Source organism: Streptomyces sp. BYX5S (assembly GCF_054724165.1).
In genome coordinates, this window is sequence record NZ_CM138829.1 from 4,845,462 (window position 1) to 4,863,807 (window position 18,346).

Annotated in this window: 16 protein-coding genes; 7 read left to right on the top strand and 9 right to left on the bottom strand. The window is 72.2% G+C overall.

All coding sequences use genetic code 11. The annotated features are described in order from the left end of the window. Positions 1-32: 32 nt before the first annotated feature. Complete coding sequence (locus tag ACYBSK_RS22125; RefSeq protein WP_460243016.1) at positions 33-914, top strand: helix-turn-helix transcriptional regulator; 882 nt, start codon at positions 33-35, stop codon at positions 912-914. A gap of 31 nt (positions 915-945) precedes the next feature. Here the strand turns inward: ACYBSK_RS22125 and tkt are convergent, their stop codons facing one another. The 7 genes from tkt to ACYBSK_RS22160 form a co-directional block, all read right to left on the bottom strand. After that, the gene (gene tkt / locus ACYBSK_RS22130; protein ID WP_460243017.1) at positions 946-3,024 is read right to left on the bottom strand and encodes a transketolase; all 2,079 of its coding nucleotides are present in this window, start codon (positions 3,022-3,024) and stop codon (positions 946-948) included. A 121-nt stretch (positions 3,025-3,145) separates the two neighbouring features. Next, a complete protein-coding gene (locus ACYBSK_RS22135; RefSeq protein WP_460243018.1) occupies positions 3,146-4,006 on the bottom strand; it encodes a phosphogluconate dehydrogenase C-terminal domain-containing protein in 861 nt (286 codons plus the stop codon). Positions 4,007-4,008: 2 nt separating this feature from the next. Then, complete coding sequence (locus ACYBSK_RS22140) at positions 4,009-4,818, bottom strand: sugar phosphate isomerase/epimerase family protein (protein ID WP_460243020.1); 810 nt, start codon at positions 4,816-4,818, stop codon at positions 4,009-4,011. Between the two features lies 1 nt (position 4,819). Continuing rightward, positions 4,820-5,599, bottom strand: coding sequence for a triose-phosphate isomerase (locus ACYBSK_RS22145; protein ID WP_460243021.1), 780 nt, complete (start codon positions 5,597-5,599; stop codon positions 4,820-4,822). Then, positions 5,599-6,060, bottom strand: a complete 462-nt coding sequence (locus ACYBSK_RS22150) for a ribose-5-phosphate isomerase (RefSeq protein WP_457478943.1) — start codon at positions 6,058-6,060, stop codon at positions 5,599-5,601. Before ACYBSK_RS22150 ends, ACYBSK_RS22145 begins: the two co-directional genes overlap by 1 nt. Positions 6,061-6,186: 126 nt before the next feature. Then, on the bottom strand, positions 6,187-7,893 hold the full coding sequence (locus ACYBSK_RS22155) for a dihydroxyacetone kinase family protein (RefSeq protein WP_460243022.1): 1,707 nt from the start codon (positions 7,891-7,893) through the stop codon (positions 6,187-6,189). After that, on the bottom strand, positions 7,890-9,275 hold the full coding sequence (locus ACYBSK_RS22160) for an MFS transporter (RefSeq protein ID WP_457478945.1): 1,386 nt from the start codon (positions 9,273-9,275) through the stop codon (positions 7,890-7,892). Before ACYBSK_RS22160 ends, ACYBSK_RS22155 begins: the two co-directional genes overlap by 4 nt. A 257-nt stretch (positions 9,276-9,532) precedes the next feature. Between ACYBSK_RS22160 and ACYBSK_RS22165 the strand changes: the two genes are divergently transcribed. Further along, positions 9,533-10,291, top strand: coding sequence for a FadR/GntR family transcriptional regulator (locus ACYBSK_RS22165; protein WP_457478946.1), 759 nt, complete (start codon positions 9,533-9,535; stop codon positions 10,289-10,291). A 1-nt stretch (position 10,292) separates the two neighbouring features. Here the strand turns inward: ACYBSK_RS22165 and ACYBSK_RS22170 are convergent, their stop codons facing one another. Beyond that, positions 10,293-11,201, bottom strand: a complete 909-nt coding sequence (locus ACYBSK_RS22170) for a carbon-nitrogen hydrolase family protein (RefSeq protein ID WP_460243023.1) — start codon at positions 11,199-11,201, stop codon at positions 10,293-10,295. A gap of 129 nt (positions 11,202-11,330) precedes the next feature. On the opposite strand from ACYBSK_RS22170, the gene ACYBSK_RS22175 reads away from it, so the two are divergent. The 3 genes from ACYBSK_RS22175 (at position 11,331) to ACYBSK_RS22185 (ending at position 15,240) form a co-directional block, all read left to right on the top strand. Continuing rightward, positions 11,331-12,242, top strand: a complete 912-nt coding sequence (locus ACYBSK_RS22175; RefSeq protein ID WP_457478948.1) for a LysR substrate-binding domain-containing protein — start codon at positions 11,331-11,333, stop codon at positions 12,240-12,242. 94 nt (positions 12,243-12,336) lie between these two features. Then, positions 12,337-13,698: a histidinol dehydrogenase gene (gene hisD, locus ACYBSK_RS22180; RefSeq protein WP_460243024.1), complete on the top strand. Its 1,362-nt coding sequence runs from the start codon at positions 12,337-12,339 to the stop codon at positions 13,696-13,698. Between the two features lie 135 nt (positions 13,699-13,833). Beyond that, on the top strand, positions 13,834-15,240 hold the full coding sequence (locus tag ACYBSK_RS22185; protein WP_460243025.1) for an amino acid permease: 1,407 nt from the start codon (positions 13,834-13,836) through the stop codon (positions 15,238-15,240). Between the two features lie 35 nt (positions 15,241-15,275). Here ACYBSK_RS22185 and ACYBSK_RS22190 read toward each other — a convergent pair whose 3' ends face one another. Next, positions 15,276-16,274 (bottom strand): LacI family DNA-binding transcriptional regulator, encoded by a 999-nt coding sequence (locus ACYBSK_RS22190; protein ID WP_460243026.1) that lies wholly within the window; start codon positions 16,272-16,274, stop codon positions 15,276-15,278. A gap of 222 nt (positions 16,275-16,496) precedes the next feature. Between ACYBSK_RS22190 and ACYBSK_RS22195 the strand changes: the two genes are divergently transcribed. Further along, a complete protein-coding gene (locus ACYBSK_RS22195; RefSeq protein WP_460243027.1) occupies positions 16,497-17,636 on the top strand; it encodes a cupin domain-containing protein in 1,140 nt (379 codons plus the stop codon). 5 nt (positions 17,637-17,641) lie between these two features. Beyond that, positions 17,642-18,343 carry an alpha/beta fold hydrolase gene (locus tag ACYBSK_RS22200; RefSeq protein ID WP_460243028.1) on the top strand — a complete coding sequence of 234 codons (702 nt, stop codon included), beginning with the start codon at positions 17,642-17,644 and terminating at the stop codon, positions 18,341-18,343. Positions 18,344-18,346: the final 3 nt, after the last annotated feature.

Here is an 18,346-nt window from a genome sequence, read left to right on the forward strand (position 1 = left end):
GTGGGGCGGGGGCGGTACCCTCGGGACTCACGATGGGGAAAATCAGACAGGAACGCCCCGATGTCAGGGACCTCGAGTACACGCCGAACGTCGGAGCGCCGACCGGGGTGGAGATCGAGGAGCTGGCCGACCTCCACGACCGCTCGCTGCGGCACGGCAACGATCCGTACGCGCCGCTGCGGCCCGCCTTCCACCAGCTGATCGGCGCGCGCGAGCGTCCGCTCCGGGTGGCGGTGGACTTCGTCGAGTACGAGCTGCGGCCCGGTTCGTGGCTGTGGATCCGGCCGGGCCAGGTGCAGCGCTTCGGCCCGGACCTGCGCAGGGCGGACGGCGTGGACGTCGTCTTCAAGCCGGGCCTGCTGCCCCCGGCGATCGTCTCGGCCGCGCACATGGACCCGCCGTACGAACAGCGCCCGCTGACGCCGCGCGGCGAGGACGCGGAGGCGGTACGGCGGGCACTGGCGCACCTGTCGTACGAGTACGGAGCGATGGCATCGCTGCCCCTCGGCTCACACGTCGAGGTGCTGCGATCGCTGCTGTCGGTACTGGTACTGCGCCTCGCGAAGGTACGGGCCCCGGAGCCGGGCCCCGCGGCGGCGTCCGGCACGTTCCACCGCTTCCACGCGGCCGTGGAGCGCGACCACGCGGTGACCCGCCGCGTCGAGGACTACGCGGCGGCCCTCGGCTACAGCCCCCGCACCCTGACCCGCGCCACCCTCACCGCGACGGGCCGCACGGCCAAGCAGTACGTCGACGACCGCGTCCTCCTGCAAGCCAAACGCCTCCTGTGGCACAGCGGCCTCCCCGCCAAGGAGGTGGCCACCCGCCTGGGCTTCGACGACCCGAGCGACTTCACGAAGTTCTTCCGCCTGCGCACGGGGGTGACACCGGGGGTGTTCCGGACGGGGGCGTGAGGCGGCTCTCGCGGCCCCACGCCCCGCCCCGTCAGCGCCGGGCGGCGGCCAGCGACTCGCGGGCCTTGGCGGTGATGTTGTCGGCAGTGAAGCCGTACTCCTCGAAGAGGGCGGCGCCGTCGGCGGAGGCGCCGAAGTGTTCCAGGGAGACGGTGCGGCCGGTGTCGCCGACGTAGCGGTGCCAGGTCAGGGCGATGCCGGCCTCGACCGCGACGCGGGCCTTGACCGACGGGGGCAGGACGGTGTCCTTGTAGGACTGGTCCTGCTCCTCGAACCATTCGACGCACGGCATCGAGACGACGCGGGCGGCGATGCCCTCCGACTCCAGGCGCTCGCGGGCCGCGACGGCGAGGTGGACCTCCGAGCCGGTGGCGATCAGGATCACGTCCGGCGTGGGCTTCGAGGAGTCGGCCAGGACGTAACCGCCCTTCGCCGCATCGGAGTTGGGCTCGTACGTCGGCAGGCCCTGGCGGCTGAGCGCCAGGCCGTGCGGGGCCGGGTGGTCGGTGGCGCGGCGGAGGATCTCGCGCCAGGCGAGGGCGGTCTCGTTGGCGTCGGCCGGGCGGATCACGTTGAGGCCGGGGATGGCGCGCAAGGAGGCCAGGTGCTCCACCGGCTGGTGGGTCGGGCCGTCCTCGCCGAGGCCGATGGAGTCGTGGGTCCACACGTAGGTGACCGGCAGGCACATGAGCGCCGACATGCGGACCGCGTTGCGCATGTAGTCGGAGAACACGAGGAACGTGCCGCCGTAGACGCGGGTGTTGCCGTGCAGCGCGATACCGTTCATCTCCGCGGCCATCGCGTGCTCACGGATGCCGAAGTGGATCGTGCGGCCGTACGGGTCCGCCTCCGGGAGCGGGTTGCCGGACGGGAGGAACGACGAGTTCGCGTCGATCGTCGTGTTGTTGGAGCCCGCCAAGTCGGCCGAGCCGCCCCACAGTTCGGGGACGATGCCGCCGAGGGCCTGGAGGGTCTTGCCGGAGGCCGCGCGCGTGGCGACCTTCGTCCCCGGTTCGAAGACCGGGAGCGCGGACTCCCAGCCCGAAGGCAGTTCGCCCTCCCGGATGCGGTCGAACTCCGCCGCCCGCTGAGGGTGTTCGCCCCGCCACGCGGCGAACCGCTTGTCCCACGCGGTGTGCGCCTCGGCACCCCGGTCGAGGGCCCTTCGCGTGTGCGCGATGACCTCGTCCGTGACCTCGAAGGACTTCTCCGGGTCGAAGCCGAGGACGCGCTTGGTGGCGGCCACCTCGTCCTCGCCCAGCGCCGAACCGTGCGACGCCTCGGTGTTCCGCGCGTTCGGGGCCGGCCAGGCGATGATCGAGCGCAGCGCGATGAACGACGGCTTGTCCGTCACCGCCTTCGCGGCCTCGACGGCGCGGAAGATCGCCGCCGGGTCGAGGTCGCCGTCCGGCTTCGGGGCCACGCGCTGCACGTGCCAGCCGTACGCCTCGTACCGCTTCAGCACGTCCTCCGAGACCGCGGTCTCGGTGTCGCCCTCGATCGAGATGTGGTTGTCGTCCCAGAGCAGGACCAGGTTGCCCAGCTTCTGGTGCCCGGCCAGGGAGGAGGCCTCGGCCGCGATGCCCTCCTGGAGGCAGCCGTCTCCGGCGATCGCGTAGATGTGGTGGTCGAACGGCGACGCACCGGCCGGCGCCTCCGGATCGAACAGGCCGCGCTCGTAGCGGGCGGCCATCGCCATGCCCACCGCGTTCGCGATGCCCTGCCCCAGCGGGCCCGTCGTGGTCTCCACGCCCACCGTGTGCCCGTACTCCGGGTGCCCCGGCGTCCTCGACCCGGCCGTGCGGAACGCCTTGAGGTCGTCCAGCTCCAGGCCGAACCCGGCCAGGTACAGCTGGATGTAGAGCGTCAGGGAGGAGTGGCCCGCGGACAGCACGAAACGGTCCCGCCCGACCCAGTCGGCGTCCGCCGGGTCGTGCCGCAGCACCTTCTGGAAGAGGGTGTACGCGGCCGGGGCCAGGCTCATCGCCGTCCCCGGGTGGCCGTTGCCGACCTTCTGCACGGCGTCCGCCGCCAGCAGGCGCGCGGTGTCCACGGCCCGCTGGTCCACATCGGTCCACTCGAAGTCTGCGGGGGTCTGGGAGGTGCTCACCCTGGCTCAGGGCTCCTTCTGGGGGTGGAGGGGTGGAGTGGGGGCGTACGGCGGCGGGAGGCCGGGCCGGGTGGCCCGCCTCCCCCGTCGGCGGGCCGTGCGGCACCGGAGTGTCACCGCGTCAGCGGCGGATCTCCTTGATCTTCAGCATCTTGGTGATGACCTTGTCGAGCTCGGCGTCGTCGAAGACCTTCTTCCAGTCGTCCTTGACGATCGACGAACGGCCGTAGTCCATGGCGATGAGGCACGCGTCGGAGAACGGGTTGTCGCCCTTGAGGGTGTTGGCGAGGGCGACCTGCGTGTGGCCGAGGAGCATGGCGCGGGCGGCCTTCTCCGGGACGCCGACGGTGTGCACGGTCTCGTGCAGCGCCTCGTTCAGCAGGGCGCCGACCATGCACGCGATGGTCTCGACGAGCGTCGGCTCCAGGACGGCGAGCTGCTTGACGGTGACCCAGTGGACGTCGACGACCGGCGCGTACATGACGCGGATGACGGACTCGGCGAGCGCCTGCTTCTCCGCGTCGCCGCCCTCGTACGCGGCGACGACCTCCTGCGGGGCCGCGATGCCACCGAAGGTGTCGTCGAGCTCGGCCTGCGTCTTGCGCTGGAGGAAGACGGACGGGTGGCAGGGGTGGGCGCACACGTAGTGCACGTCGGCACGGTCGAACAGCAGGCCCGCGTACGCGGCCGCCGGGTCGAGGGTGAGGACGACGGCGCCCGGCTTCAGGAGCGGGACGAGCTGCTCGGAGACCTTGCCGAGGACGATGTCCGGCACGGCCAGGATGAGCACGTCGGCCTGCTGGGCGGCGGCCTCGGACTCGGTCAGCTCACGGCCGAGCGAGCGGATCAGCTCCTGGCCCTTGGGCGAGTTCTCGGAGAAGAGGACGGTGAAGTCGCTCTTGACCAGGTTGTTGGAGACGCGCTGGCCCATCTTGCCGGCGGCCCCGATGACGGCAACGGTCTTGTTGTTCTCGGCGGCCATGTTCATTCGCCCTTCAGGAGAGTGCTGATGCTGTGCTGGGTCCACTGGTGTTCGAGCGCGGCGGTGACGTCGTAGCCACCGTCCTGCCACGGGAGCCAGTGCTCCACGATCTGGTTGACGGACGCGGGGTCCGGGGCGTGCTCCCGTACGGCGGCGATCATGGACGCGTGGTCCAGGAGGCCGGTGCCGAGCGGGGCGCCCGCGTAGGTGAAGCCCACCCAGCCGTCCCTGCGGCTGAACGCGAAGTCCTTGACGTGCACGTTGACCACGTAGGGTGCGGTCAACTCGACGACCTGGGAGGGGTGTTCGAGACGGGCCACGCAGTTGCCGGGGTCGACGACGATGCCGAGGCGGGGGCTGGCGACGGCGCGGACGACCTCGACGAGGTCGGCGGTGGCCACCTGCTCGTAGGTCTCCAGGCCGAGCGTGACGCCCTGCTCCTCGTACCGGCCGACGGCCTGCTTCAGCAGGGCGACCGACTCGTCGACGCCGGGCTTGTGGTCGGCGGTGTGCAGCATGGAGCGCACGAAGGTGACACCGAGCTTCTCCGCGATGCGGAGGTAGCGCTCCAGGTGGTCCGGGGCGATGCCGCGGGTGCCGAGTTCGAGGACGACCCCGAGGTCGGCGGCGGCCGCCTTCAGCTCGGCCAGCCGCGCGTCGTCGTAGGACTCGATGGGCGCGTAGTCGCAGATCTGGAAGACCTGGCCGCCGAGCCGGTGGATGTCCTGGAGCATGTCCAGGGCGGTCATCGGCTGCGGGGCGCGCGAGGAGATGCGCCAGAAGTACGCGTAGGTGCTGATGCCGTACGCCATGTCAGGCCCCCTCCGTGCGGGAGTCGGCGGAGTCCGCGGGCTCGATCTCGTCGAGGATGCGGCCGACGGCCTCCGGGTCGTGTGCGAAGCGGCCCAGGAAGAGGCCGCCGACGGCGCCGCCGAGGCGGGTGAGCAGGCCGGGGCCCGCGCTGCCGCCGTAGATCACGGTGGAACCGGCGTGCTGGGGGCGGGCGTCCAGCCACTCTTTCAGCGCGGCGCACACCGTGGTGATGTGCTCCGGCGAGGCCGGCTCGGGCGCGCCGATGGCCCACTGCGGCTCGTACGCGAGGACGACGGTGCCGCGCATGCCGTACAGCAGGCGGGCGGCCTCGGCGACGGTGCGGCGCGCGGCCTCCTGCGGGTCCACCGGGTCGAGTTCGCCGACGCACAGCACCGGGGTGAGGCCACTGCGCAGCGCGGCCGCGGTCTTCGCGGCGACGACCGTGTCGCCCTCCCCGTACAGGCGGCGGCGCTCGGCGTGGCCGACCTCGGCGTAGCGGCAGCCGATCTCCTTGAGGAGCGGTCCCGACACCTCGCCCGTGTAGGCGCCCGCGTCCTCGGTGGCGAGGTCCTGCGCGCCGACGTCGACACCGCTGCGCGCGAGGATCCCGGCCACCGGCACGATCGCCGGGAACGACGGCAGCACGAACAGGCGCGCCTTGCCGCTGGTGACGGCCGGGTGCCGGTCGGCGAGACGCACGATGCGGCGGGACCAGTTGAGGGTCTCGTGGTGGCCGAAGTACATCTTCAGGCTCACCCCGAGCAGGACGGGGGCGTTCATCAGGCGGCCTCGTAGTCGCACATCAGCTGGACCTTCGCTGCGGACGCGGACTGCTCGTCGAAGCGGTAGGTGAGCCATTCGGCGGCGAGGCGGCGGGCCAGTTCGAGGCCGACGACGCGCTGGCCGAAGGTGAGGACCTGGGCGTTGTTGGAGAGGACCGCGCGCTCGACGGAGAAGGAGTCGTGGGCGGTGACGGCGCGGATGCCCTTGACCTTGTTGGCGGCGATGGCGACACCGAGGCCGGTGCCGCAGATCAGCAGCGCCCGGTCGGCCTCGCCGCGGGCGACGCGCTCGGCGGCCTCGATGGCGATGGTCGGGTAAGCGGTGTGCCCGTCGGCGTCCACGCCGACGTCGACGACGGTGTCGACCAGGTCGCTGGCCTGGAGGTCCTTCTTGAGGGCCTCCTTGTACTGGTAGCCGGCGTCGTCGCAGCCGATGACGATGCGGAGCTTGTCGGTCATGACCAACTTCCTTGACGGTGGCGGGTGTTCGGGTGTGTGTGGGGTGCGGTCGTACGGGGTGGGCCCTTCGGGGCGCTGCCCCGGACCCCGCTGCTCAATCGCCGCAGGGGCTCCATAGCCGGGGGCTCATGTCAGGACGTCCGCGACGGCCCCGGTGATCAGGGCGAAGGAGTGGGCGCCCGCGTCCGGGGTGCCGAGTGCCTTCTCCGCGTGGGGCCGGGCGCGGCCCATGCGGGGCAGCAGGTCGGCCGTGGCGCGGGCGGCGGCGTCGGCGGCCGCGGCGGCGGTGGCCCAGGCCGGGGCGAGGCGGCCGGTGGCGGCGGCCTCCGTGAGGGCGGCGGCGAACGGGACGAGCGCGTCGACCATGGTCTTGTCGCCGACCTGCGCGCCGCCGAGTTCGCGTACGGCGCGGTCGGCGGCGGCGACGCCTTCGGCGACCCGGGCGGGGGTGGGCCGCCCGGTGTCACCGAGGGTGCGGCCGAGGGCGTGGAGCATGGCGCCCCACAGCGCGCCGGAGGTGCCGCCGGCCTCGTCGGCCCACGCGTCCCCGGCGAGCCGCAGCGTGGTGCCGGCTCCGGCGCCCGCGGCGACGGCGCGCTCGGCCTCGGCGTGGGCGGCGCGGGAGCCGCGCCGCATGCCGATGCCGTGGTCGCCGTCCCCGGCGACGGCGTCGATGCGGCCGAGTTCCTCGACGTGGGTGTCGACGGTGGCGCGGGTCGCGGCGAGCGCCGCGAGGACGCGGGTGGCGGCGGTGCGGGAGTCCGCGTCGGCGGGCGGCGGGGTGTCCGCGGTCACCGGCTGCCGGGCGGTGGACTTCTCGTGGACCGGGGTGGGGGTGACGGCGCCCTTGCGGAAGGCCGGGGCGTCGGCGGGGGCCTGCCACAGCTCGGCGAGCTCGTCGTCGAGCCGGGTCAGGGTGAGGGAGACGCCGGCCATGTCGAAGCTGGTGCACAGCTCGCCGACCTCGGGGTCGACGGCTTCCACACCGGCGTCTTCGAGGAGCCGGTGGACCTCCCCGTACAGGACGAACAGCTCCTCGTACTTGACGGAGCCGAGGCCGTTGAGGATCACGGCGGCGCGGCTGTCGCGGACCTGCGGCAGTTCGTCGAGGAGCTTGTCGACGAGGAGCGCGGCGAGGGTCCTGGCGTCGGGGATGTCCTGCTCGCCGATGCCGGGCTCGCCGTGGATGCCGAGTCCGACGGCCATCCGGCCCTCGGGGACGGTGAACAGCGGCTGGTCGGCGCCGGGCAGCGTGCAGCCGGTGAAGGCGACGCCGAAGGAGCGGGTGCGCTCGTTGGCGCGGACGGCCGTGGCGTGCACCTCGTCGAGGGTGGCGCCGCGCTCGGCGGCCGCGGCGGCGATCTTGAAGACGGGGAGGTCGCCTGCGATGCCGCGACGCTTGTGCGCCTCGTCGGCGGAGGCGGAGGAGATGTCGTCGGTGACGCCGAGGGTGCGGGCGGGGATGCCGTCCGCCGCGAGGCGCTCGGCGGCCTGCCCGAAGTGCAGCACGTCGCCCGCGTAGTTGCCGAAGGCGAGGAGGACACCGGCGCCGTTGTCGGCCTCGGCGGCCACGTCGGCGATCTGGCGTGCGGAGGGCGAGGCGAACACGTTGCCGACGGCGGCGCCGTGCGCGAGTCCCTGGCCGACGAGTCCGGAGAAGGCCGGGTAGTGACCGGAGCCGCCGCCGATGACGAGGGCGACCTGACCGGGGGCGGTGCCACCGGCGCGGACGACTCCGCCGGGCACGGAGCGGACCCAGCGGCGGTGGGCCAGGGCGAAACCGTCGAGCGCCTCCCGGGCGAACTCGGCCGGGTCGTTGGCTATGCGGGTCACTTGGAGACCTCCGCGAGCTCGGTGTCCGTGCCGGTGCGGCGGCCACGGGAGGCGAGCGCGATCATCAGGGCGGCCGACATCAGCATCAGCGCGCCGACCAGGAACAGGGGTACGTAGTAGGCGCCGGTCCAGTCGTGCAGCCAGCCGGTGACGTAGCTGGCCGCGAACCCGGCGACGTTGCCCATCGTGTTGATCAGGGCGATGCCGGCCGCGGCGGCGGCGCCGGTCAGGAACCGGGAGGGCACCGACCAGAACACCGGAAGCGCGGCGAAGATCGCGCAGGCGGTCACGGTGATCACGGCGACGGTGGCCGACGGCGAGTTCATGTAGAGCGCGACGGGGATGGAGATGCCGCCGACGATCGCCGGGGCGGCGACGTGCCAGGTCTTGGTGCCGTGCCGGGTGGCGTTGCGGGACCAGAAGTAGAGGACGATCGCGGCCGGCAGGTACGGGATGGCGGTGATCCACGCCTTGTCCATCACCGAGAACGAGGTGCCGAACTGCTCCTCGAAGCCGCTGATGATGGTCGGCAGGAAGAAGGCCAGCGCGTACAGGCCGTAGACGAAGCCGAAGTAGACGAAGGACAGCACCCAGACGCGGCCGTTGGTGAAGGCGGCGATCAGATCGGCCTTGCCGTGTCCGCCCTTCGTGCCCTGGGCGTCGCCGTGGCCGGTCTTCTCGGCGTTCTCGGCCTCCAGTTCGCGCGTCAGCCAGTCGGCCTCCTCGCGGGTGAGCCAGCCGGCGTCGGCGGGCTTGTCCTTGAGGTAGAACCAGGCGACCAGGCCGAGGACGATCGCGGGCAGCGAGACGAACAGGAACATCACGCGCCAGCCCTCGAGGCCGAAGAGGCCGTGGTGGCTGATCAGCCAGCCGGCGAGGGGGGCGCCGAAGACGGTGGTGAGCGGCTGGGCCAGGTAGAAGAGGCCGAGCACCTTGGTGCGGTGCCGCTGGGGGACCCACTGGGAGAGGAAGAGGATCGCGCCGGGGAAGAATCCGGCCTCCGCCACCCCGAGCAGGAAGCGCAGCCAGTACAGCTGCTGCGTCGACTCCACCCAGGTGAACAGGAGCGAGACGATGCCCCAGGTCACCATGATCCTGGCGAGCCAGCGGCGCGCGCCGAAGCGGTGCAGCGCCATATTGCTGGGGACTTCCAGAATGATGTAGCCGATGAAGAAGACGCCCGAGGCGAATCCGTACTGCGCGGCGGTGAGCCCGAGATCCTGACTCATACCGTTCGACTCCGCGAACGAGACCGCGGTGCGGTCGAGATAGTTCACGAAGAACATCAGCGCCACGAAGGGCACGATCCGGATGGTGAATTTCCTGATCGCCGACTTCTCGACGGCTGACTGGCCGGCCTCCAGGGAAGGCAGGGCACCCATGGCGACTCCTCACTCGTGCCGGACTGCTCTGTCCGGCCCGGGGTCCTTCAGCCCCGTTCCCGTGGGCCTCAAGACCTTTCGTGCGACTCACGTTAGCCCTCATTGGTTAATTGGTAACCAATTTACCGCCGTGTCGAGGCTCACACTTCCCGCCCTTCAGCAACCTCTTGACCTGCGCTTTCGCAGGTGATGTCATACGCCGCCCCGTCCGGACGGGTACTTGCGCGCGCCACCGTCACGTTTGATGTACTTACGCGGTGACCAGTACGCCCGAGCCACCCGCCGCCGCCCTCGAGGGCGACCCCGCCGACCTGTCCCGACTCCTGCGCCCCGTGGTGCGCGAGTCGACCGTGACCGAGGTCGCCAAGCGGCTGCTCGACCACCTCGCCGCGGGCAACATCAAGCCCGGCACCCGGCTGCCCGCGGAGCGCAACCTCGCCGAGGCCCTCAACGTCGCGCGCTCCAGCGTGCGCGGCGCCCTCTCGGCCCTGGACGTACTCGGCATCATCGAGATCCGGCCCGGCTCCGGGTCCTACGTCAGGGAGGGCACGTCCGACTTCCTCCCGCAGGCGATCAACTGGGGCCTGATGCTGGGGCAGCGCCGCACCCAGGACCTGGTAGAGGTGCGGCGCTACATGGAGGGTGTGTCGGCCCGGCTCGCCGCCGAGCGCTCCGGCCCCGAGGACATCGAGCGCCTCGACGAACTGCACGCGGCGCTGCGCCGCGCCGGGGAGGACGGCGGCACGGAGGCGTTCGTCGAGGCGGACATCGCCTTCCACCTGGAGATCGCCCGGATCGCCGGCAACAGCGTGCTCAGCGACATACTCCACTCCATCCGCGCCCTGCTCCAGGTCTGGATGGAGCGCGTCAACGACCTGGAGGGCACCGTGAGCGGCACCCTCTGCGAACACGCCGCGGTCGTCGAGGCCATCCGCTCCCACGACCCCGACGGCGCGGACCGCGCGATGGCGGACCACATGCACAACGCGAACGAACGCCTTCAGCGCACGGTGTAGTTCAGCGGGCGGCGGCGCCGTGGCGCCCTTCCGCCGGGAGCCCTTCTCGCCACCGCTGCGGGTCCATCCGGCCCGCGTACAGGGGCAGTTCGAGCGGTTCCTGGCCCGCGGCGAACGGGTCCCAGACGCGGGTCAGGCCCGCCGTCCCATGGGTGCGCACCCGGCGGGCCGCGCCGAGGTCGAGGACGTCCGTGACGAGTTGCTCCGTGGCGGACCCGGCCTCCGCCCGCACCCGCCCCTCGGGGTCGACCACGACGCTGCGGCCGATCCCGTTCGGCTGCGCGGCGTTGACGCTGACCATGGTCACCTGGTTCACGATCGCGTTGGCCCGCGCCAGGACCAGTTCCTGCGCGCGGTCGACGGTGGGGGTGCGTACGAGGTTGAGGACCAGGTCGGCGCCCTGCCAGGCGAGGTGCCGGGTGACCTCGGGGAACCAGGCGTCGTAGCAGATGGACAGGCCCACCCGCCCGTACCCGGGCATGTCGAACACGACGAACTCCGTGCCGGACGCCGTGGTCTCGTAGGGCCGCCACGGGAAGACCTTGCGGTACGCGGCGATCTGCTCGCCGCGCGGCGAGTACACCGGGGCCGTGTTGTAGATCCGGCCGTCGTCGCCGCGCTCGTAGACGGTGCCGGGCACGAGCCACACACCCGTCTCGCGCGCGAGGGCGGCGAGGCGGGTGCCGCGGGGGCCGTCGAGTGGTTCGGCGGCCGCCGTCATGACCGTTTCGGGGTCCTCGTCGGGCCGGTGGCCGCACAGGTGCAGCTCCGGGTGGACCAGCAGCCGGGCGCCGGGGTGGGCGCGGGTGACGCGGCGCACGTCCGCCGCGAACGCGTCGAGCGCGCCGCCGTCGGCGTGGTGGTACGCGGCCGACTGGACGAGACAGATCGGCAAAGGGCTGCTGGTCATCGCCGGGAAGGGCCTTCCTCGCGGGGTCGGGGCTGGTGGTGCGCGGTGTCCGTCCGAGCCAAGCAGCGGACCTTCCGGGGGACAACCCCCTCATGTCCTGCGACAAGCACAGGGCTACCCTGTGGCCGCATGACGCTCACCCAACTGAGGGCCTTCGTCGAAGCGGAACGGCTCGGGTCGTTCACCGCCGCCGCGCAGGCCATGGAGATGGCCCAGGCCTCCGCCTCCGAACTGGTCCGCCGCCTCGAGGCCGAGCTGGACGCCGAGCTGTTCGTGCGCGGCAGCCGCACCCTGTCCCTCACCTCGGCGGGCCAGGAACTCCTGCCGTACGCCCAGCAGTCCGTGGCCGCGGCCGACAGCGGGACGCGGGCGGTGCACTCCCTCGGTTCGCTCGGCGGTGGCACCGCCACGTTCGGGGTGCTGCGCAACGCCGACTACTACCTGCTGTCCAACCTGGTCCAGCTGTTCCACGCCCGCTACCCGTCGGTGCGGGTCCGGCTCGTGGGCCAGAACTCGGCGGAGACCGCGGCCGCGGTGGCGGCCGGACGCATCGAGGCGGGTCTCGTCGTCCTGCCGATCGACGACGAGGAACTCCAGGTGACACCGCTGCTGCGCGACGAGGTGTACTACGTCAGCGCCAGCGAGGAACGCACCCGGGAGCCGGTCACCATCGAGGAGTTCGCCCGAGCACCTCTCGTCCTGTACGACGCCCACTACGGCTGGCAGGACCCGACGCGGCGGCAGCTCGCGGAGCGCGCCCAGTTCGCCGGGGTGCGCATCGACCCGCTGATCGAGCTCGAACACGTGGAAGCAGCACTGAAGTTGGTGGCCGCCGGGGTCGGGGACACCATCGTCAGCCGCGCGGTCGTCGCCAGCCCCGCCTTCCCCGCGGGACTGCACACCGTCTCCTTCGCGGAGCCGCTCCACGACACCATCGCGCTGGTACGCCGCCGGGGCCACCCCCTGTCCCGAGCCACCCGCGAGCTCGTGCGCATCGCCGAGGACACCCTGCGCGAGATCCGCGCCGAGCTGAGCCTGTGAGCATCGCCCGCACATGACACACAGGGAAACCCTGTGGATACGACAGGACTCGCCCCTCTGGTCCTGTGGCAGCGCTCCGTCTAGCGTCCTCGCCATGCAGATCACGCACGACGAAGCCCAGGCCCTCCCTCCCCTCACGTGGCTCAAGAAGCCGTCCGTCGACGGCCCGCCCGCCCAGCGCGACCCGAAGGTGGTCGAGCGCGTCTCCGAGATGCTCAAGGAGATCGAGCACAAGGGCATGGACGCGGTCCGCGCCTACGCCCAGGAGCTGGACGGCTGGTCCGGCGACCTGGAGATCCCGGCCCACGAGTTGAAGAAGTCGGGCGACGCGCTGCCCGCCGACGTCCGCACCGCCCTGGAGATGGGCTACGAGCGCACCCACCGGTTCGCCGCCGCGCAGCGCGAGCACCTGACCGACTTCGAGATCGAACTCGCCCCCGGCGTGCGGGGCGGCCAGCGGTACGTGCCGGTCTCCCGTGTCGGCGCCTACCTCCCGGCCGGCCGGTTCCCGCTGCTCGCCAGCGCCTTCATGACGGTCAACGTCGCGAAGACGGCGGGCGTGCCGACGGTCGTGGCGTGCACCCCGCCGTCCGGCGAGCACGGCGCGCACCCGGCGGTGCTGTACGGCGCCTACCTGTCCCGCGCCGACCGGGTGTTCGCGCTCGGCGGTGTGCAGGCGCTCGGCGCGATGGCCTTCGGTCTGCTGGGCGAGGCGCCGGTGGACATGCTGGTCGGCGCGGGCAACGCGTTCGTCACCGAGGCCAAGCGGCAGCTGTTCGGCCAGGTCGGCATCGACCTGCTCGCCGGGCCCTCGGAGGTCGCGGTCATCGCGGACAACACCGCCGACCCGGAGTGGGTGGCGGCCGACCTGCTGGGTCAGGCGGAGCACGGCCCCAACTCCCCCGCCGCGCTGGTCACCACGTCCGAGAAGATGGGGCGGGCCGTCGTGGCGGAGATGGAGCGCCAGCTCGCCACCCTCGCCACCCGTGACATCGCGGGACCGGCCTGGCGGGACTTCGGCTCGGTCATCGTGGTCGAGGACCGGGACGCGGCGGTCGCCGTGGCCGATGTCATCGCCCCGGAGCACCTGGAGGTGCACACCGAGGACGACGACTTCTACCTGGAGAACCTCACCAACTACGGATCGCTGTTCATCGGCCCGTGGTCCACCGTCGCGTACTCCGACAAGGGCATCGCCGGCACCAATCACGTGCTGCCGACGGGCAAGACCGCGCGCTACAACGCCGGCCTCTCCGTCTCCCGCTTCCTGAAGCCGCTGACCTACCAGCGCGCGGCGAAGGCGGGCACGGCGGCGCTCGCCCCGGCCGTCGAGCGGATCTCCGCCTTCGAGGGCCTCGCCGCCCACGGCGCCACCGCCACCCTGCGCATCGACCGGATCGGCCGGACCTCCGGCGCCTTCGACTCCGTGCCCGAGGCGCTGCGCGAACAGCTCTGACCGCGCCGTTCGCAGCCGGGCCGGGGACGACGTCGACGGCGGCGGCCGTCCCCGGCCCACCCCTTCGTGCGGGACCCTGCGCACCGGACCTGTGCGACGCGGCTCCCCTCTCGTACGCGAGCCAAGGAACCTCCCATGTCCCTCCCCTCCCCAGCTTCTCCCCCCGCCTCCGGCGCGACGCTCACCCAGGGCCTCAAGGGCCGTCAGATCACGATGATCTCCATCGGTGGTGTCATCGGCGCCGGGCTCTTCGTCGGCTCCTCGGCCGCCGTGGCGACCGCGGGTCCGGCCGTCATCGTCTCGTTCCTGCTGGCCGCCGCCCTGGTGGTGCTCGTCATGCAGATGCTCGGCGAGATGGCCGTCGCGAACCCCGACACGGGCTCGTTCTCCACGTACGCGGACCGGGCGCTCGGCCGCTGGGCCGGGTTCTCGATCGGGTACCTGTACTGGTGGTTCTACATTCTCGTCATCCCCATCGAGGCCATCGCCGCGGGCGAGGTCGTCGCGGGGCTGACCTCGATACCGAGCTGGATCCCGGCGCTCGCCGTGATCCTCGTGCTGACCGGCAGCAATCTGCTGGCGGTGCGCAACTACGGTGAGTTCGAGTACTGGTTCTCGCTGATCAAGGTCGTCGCGATCGTGGCGTTCCTGGTGCTCGGGGCGCTCGCCGTGCTCGGTGTGCTGCCCGGTTCCGACACCCATGGTGTGTCGAACCTCTGGAGCCACGGTGGCTTCGCGCCGCAGGGTGTCACGGCGGTGCTCGCGGGTCTGCTGACGGCCATGTTCAGCTTCCAGGGCAGCGAGATCGTCACCATCGCGGCCGCCGAGTCCGAGGAGCCGCGCAAGAACATCAAGAAGGCGATCCGTGCGGTGGTGTGGCGGCTCGGCCTGTTCTACATCGGCTCGATCCTCGTCGTGGTCTGCCTCGTGCCCTGGAACGCCGACGATCTCGCGGCCGGTTCCTACCAGGCCGTCCTGGACCGGATGAACATCCCGGGCGCCTCACGGATCATGGACGTGGTGCTGGTCGTCGCCGTGTGCAGCTGCCTCAACTCGGCGGTCTACACGGCGTCGCGGATGCTGTTCTCGCTGGCCGGACGCGGCGACGCCCCGGCCGCCTTCGCCCGTACCTCCGCGCACGGTGTGCCCCGCAACGCGGTCCTCGCGTCGACGGTCGTCGGGATCGGCGCGGTGATCGCCAACTATCTGCTCCCCGAGGTGTTCTCGTATCTCATCGCGTCCAGCGGGGCCATAGCGCTGATGATGTACATGGTCATCGCGCTGACCCAGTACGCCGTGCGCCGCAAGGGCGGCACCCCGGCCGAGGTGCGCATGTGGGCCTTCCCCTGGCTCACCCTCGCCACCATCGCGTTCATCGCCGGGGTGCTGGTGCTGATGGCCGTACTGCCGGGGCACCGGCTGGAGTTGTGGCTGTCGCTGGGGCTCGCCGCCGTGCTGGCGGCCGTGGGGGTGGTGCGTCAGCGCCGCCTGAAGGTGCCCGTGAGCGTCGACGGGCCGGTCCGCGAGGTCTCCCGGTCGTGACGCCGGGGTCCGCCGGCCGGTCGGTCCTCGGCCGGTCAGCGGGCCTTGGCGTGGGTGGCGCGCGGCACGAACTCGGTGGGCAGCACGAGTCGTTCGCCCGCCGGGTCGACGTCCCCGCCGATCCGCCGGACCAGCAACCGGGCCGCCTGGCAGGCGAGTTCGCCCAGGTCGTGCCGGACGGTGGTGAGCCGGAACACCTCCCACGCGGCCATGGGCAGGTCGTCGAAGCCGACGACGGTGAGGTCGTCGGGGACCTTCACGCCCGCCGCGAGCGCGGCGTTGAGGACGCCGATGGCGACCACGTCGTTGCCGCAGAACACGGCCGTCGGGGGTTCGGCCGCCGCCAGCAGCGAGGGCAGCGCCGCGTAGCCGGTCCCGCACTCGAACGCCCCGCGCACCACCCGGTCCTCCGGCAGGCCGATCCCGGCGTCCGCGAGGGCCAGCCGGAAGCCCAGCTCGCGCTCACGGCCGGTCGTGGTGTTGACCGCGCCGAAGATCCCGGCGATGCGCCGGTGGCCGAGCGCGACGAGCTCCCGCGCGACGAGCCGTCCACCGCCCTCGTTGTCGACGACGGAGGCGAAGTCGCCCGGCCGGCCGGTGTCCCGGTTGAGGAACACGTACGGCATGCCGCGCCGCTCCAGGAGGGCGGGCAGCCGGGAGTCGGTGGTGGCGGTCGCGAGGACGACACCGTCGAGGGACTGGTCCAGCAGCTTCTCCTCGGCGACCGCCTCGTCGGAGCGCTCGGTGAGCAGCATCATCCGGTAGCCCAGCTGCCGCAGCTCGTCGTGGAGCGGGGCGACGACGTGCGGGTAGAACGGGTTGGTCATGTCGGTCACGATGACGCCGACGCGGCGGGTGGCGCGGGTCGACAGGGTGCGGCCCGCCTCGCTGGGCACGTAGTTGAGCGCCTGGGCGGCCCGCTTGACCTTTTCGCGCGTGGCCAGGGAGACACGGGGGTCGTCACGCAGGGCGCGGGACACCGTGGGCTGCGAGACACCCGCGAGCCTCGCCACGTCGTGACTCGTGATCCCCATGACTCCCTCTCCTCGTCGGCACCGGCCATCAGTATACGTATGCCGATGCCGCGTCCGGGCGCGATCGAGCGCCGGAACGGCAATTCTCTTCCAGCCAACCCCTTGACAGTCACCCCTCTCGCGTCCTGTCATGGCAATGCATACGTATTCCAGATGCACTCGCACATCAGTCGCACTCGCACGCCAGTCGCACTCCGCGCCACGTTTCGCCAGGGAGCCCCCATGCCCGATGTCGTCGTCTCCACCCCCGAGCTGGAGGAGCGCACGGTCCGCCGCAGTGACTTCGTCTCCTGCAACCAGGCCTTCATCGACTGCCGCACGCCCGGATCGGACCGGAAGGAGAACTACGCCATGATCGGTCCGGGCGTCTCGCAGGCCTCCGGCCAGTACGTCAATCTGCGGCTGCCGCACGGCTACAACATCGGCGCCGCCGCCATGCCGCACGGCATCACCAACAACCTGCACCTGCACTACACCGCCGAGGTGTTCGTCTGCACCGCCGGGGAGTACCTGCTGCGCTGGGGCGCCGACGGCGAGGAGGGCGAACTCCCGCTCAGGGCCGGGGACATCGTCTCGGTGCCGACCTGGATCTTCCGCGGCTTCACCAACACGGGGCCCGACGACGGCTGGCTGTTCACCGTGCTCGGCATGGACCGCACCGGCGGCATCATCTGGGGCCCCTCGGTCCTGCGCGAGGCGGCCGAGCACGGCCTGTACCTGAGCGCCGACAACCAGCTCGTCGACACCGTCGCCGGGGACGCCCTCCCGCCGGAGTCCGAGCGGGTCACGCCCATGGCGCAGGAGCACATCGACCGGCTGCGCCACTACAGCGCCGAGGAGATGAAGCGCCGGGTCGCCGCGGCCGACGAGCTCGTGTGGTCGCAGCGCCCCTTCCTCGACAGCACCCTGCCCGGCGGCGGCGCCCGGCTGAGCTGTGTCATCGGCTACGGCATGACCGAGGACGCGCACCAGGAGCCGCGGGTGTTCAACCCGCACGGCCACAACGTCGCCTGGCTGCGCGCCGAGCCCGGCCAGGGTGTGTCGCAGCACCGGCAGCACGAGACGCAGACACTCATCGTGAAGGACGGCGAGTGGGAGGTCACGCTGAACCGCACCGACCCGGTCTCCGTCCGGCTCGGCCCGCGCGACATGCTGTCGGTGCCGCAGGACGCCTGGCGCACCCTGCGCAACGTGGGCGACGAGGAGGGCGACCTCCTGGTGGTCAACGCCGGTGACGGCAGGGTCCGTCTGGAGTGGGACGAGGAGGTCCTCAAGGCCGCCGCCGACGCGGGCCTCGGCCTCGACCACAACGGGTACGTCGCCCCGTACGCGCTCCTGCCCCGCTCCGCGCGGCGCTGGTGACCGGCGTGCCGCTGCCCCTGGTCGTGGTCCCCGGCATGCTGTGCGACGCGAGCCTGTGGTCGGACGTGGCCTTCCCCGAGGGCCACGCCGTGCACCACGTCGCGCTGCGCCGCCCGGACATCGGCGCGCTCGCCGACGACGTCCTCGCCGCGGTGGACGGGCCGTTCGTGCTCGTCGGCCTCAGCCTCGGCGCGATCGTCGGCTTCGAGGCGCTGCGCCGGGCGCCGGAGCGGGTCGCGGGGCTGTGCGTCATGGCGACGAACGCCTCCGGCCCGCACCCCGAACAGCACGCCGGGTGGGCGGAGTTGGACGGCCTCGTCGCGGCCGGCCGGTTCGCGGACGTGGTCGAGCGGACGCTGCCGGACATGTTCCCCGACCGCCTCCCGACCCCGGCGGACGCCGCGCGCTACCGCCGCATGGCCCACGCCGTGGGCCCCGCCGCCGCCCGCGCCCAGCTCGCCGCCCAGGCCACCCGCCGGGACGCGTTCGACGCGCTGCGCTCGGCGCGCTGCCCCTCCGTGGTGCTCGCGGGCGGCCGGGACGCGCTCTGCCCGCCCGCCTTCCACCACGCCATCGCCGAGGCGCTGCCCCGGTCCCGTACGAGCGAACTGCCGGACGCCGGGCACCTGCTGCCGTGGCAGCGGCCGGACGCGGTGAGCGACGCGCTGCGGGACCTCGTCCCGGCGGCCGCCGCCACCGTCGCCTAGTAC

What these genes read in the sequence shown, in the direction of transcription:
- ACYBSK_RS22125 (WP_460243016.1), top strand. Translation starts at nt 33, where the DNA reads ATGGGGAAAATCAGACAGGAACGCCCCGATGTCAGGGACCTCGAGTAC.
- ACYBSK_RS22135 (WP_460243018.1), bottom strand. Translation starts at nt 4,006, where the DNA reads ATGGCCGCCGAGAACAACAAGACCGTTGCCGTCATCGGGGCCGCCGGC.
- ACYBSK_RS22140 (WP_460243020.1), bottom strand. Translation starts at nt 4,818, where the DNA reads ATGGCGTACGGCATCAGCACCTACGCGTACTTCTGGCGCATCTCCTCG.
- ACYBSK_RS22145 (WP_460243021.1), bottom strand. Translation starts at nt 5,599, where the DNA reads ATGAACGCCCCCGTCCTGCTCGGGGTGAGCCTGAAGATGTACTTCGGC.
- ACYBSK_RS22150 (WP_457478943.1), bottom strand. Translation starts at nt 6,060, where the DNA reads ATGACCGACAAGCTCCGCATCGTCATCGGCTGCGACGACGCCGGCTAC.
- ACYBSK_RS22160 (WP_457478945.1), bottom strand. Translation starts at nt 9,275, where the DNA reads ATGGGTGCCCTGCCTTCCCTGGAGGCCGGCCAGTCAGCCGTCGAGAAG.
- ACYBSK_RS22170 (WP_460243023.1), bottom strand. Translation starts at nt 11,201, where the DNA reads ATGACCAGCAGCCCTTTGCCGATCTGTCTCGTCCAGTCGGCCGCGTAC.
- ACYBSK_RS22175 (WP_457478948.1), top strand. Translation starts at nt 11,331, where the DNA reads ATGACGCTCACCCAACTGAGGGCCTTCGTCGAAGCGGAACGGCTCGGG.
- hisD (WP_460243024.1), top strand. Translation starts at nt 12,337, where the DNA reads ATGCAGATCACGCACGACGAAGCCCAGGCCCTCCCTCCCCTCACGTGG.
- ACYBSK_RS22185 (WP_460243025.1), top strand. Translation starts at nt 13,834, where the DNA reads ATGTCCCTCCCCTCCCCAGCTTCTCCCCCCGCCTCCGGCGCGACGCTC.
- ACYBSK_RS22190 (WP_460243026.1), bottom strand. Translation starts at nt 16,274, where the DNA reads ATGGGGATCACGAGTCACGACGTGGCGAGGCTCGCGGGTGTCTCGCAG.
- ACYBSK_RS22195 (WP_460243027.1), top strand. Translation starts at nt 16,497, where the DNA reads ATGCCCGATGTCGTCGTCTCCACCCCCGAGCTGGAGGAGCGCACGGTC.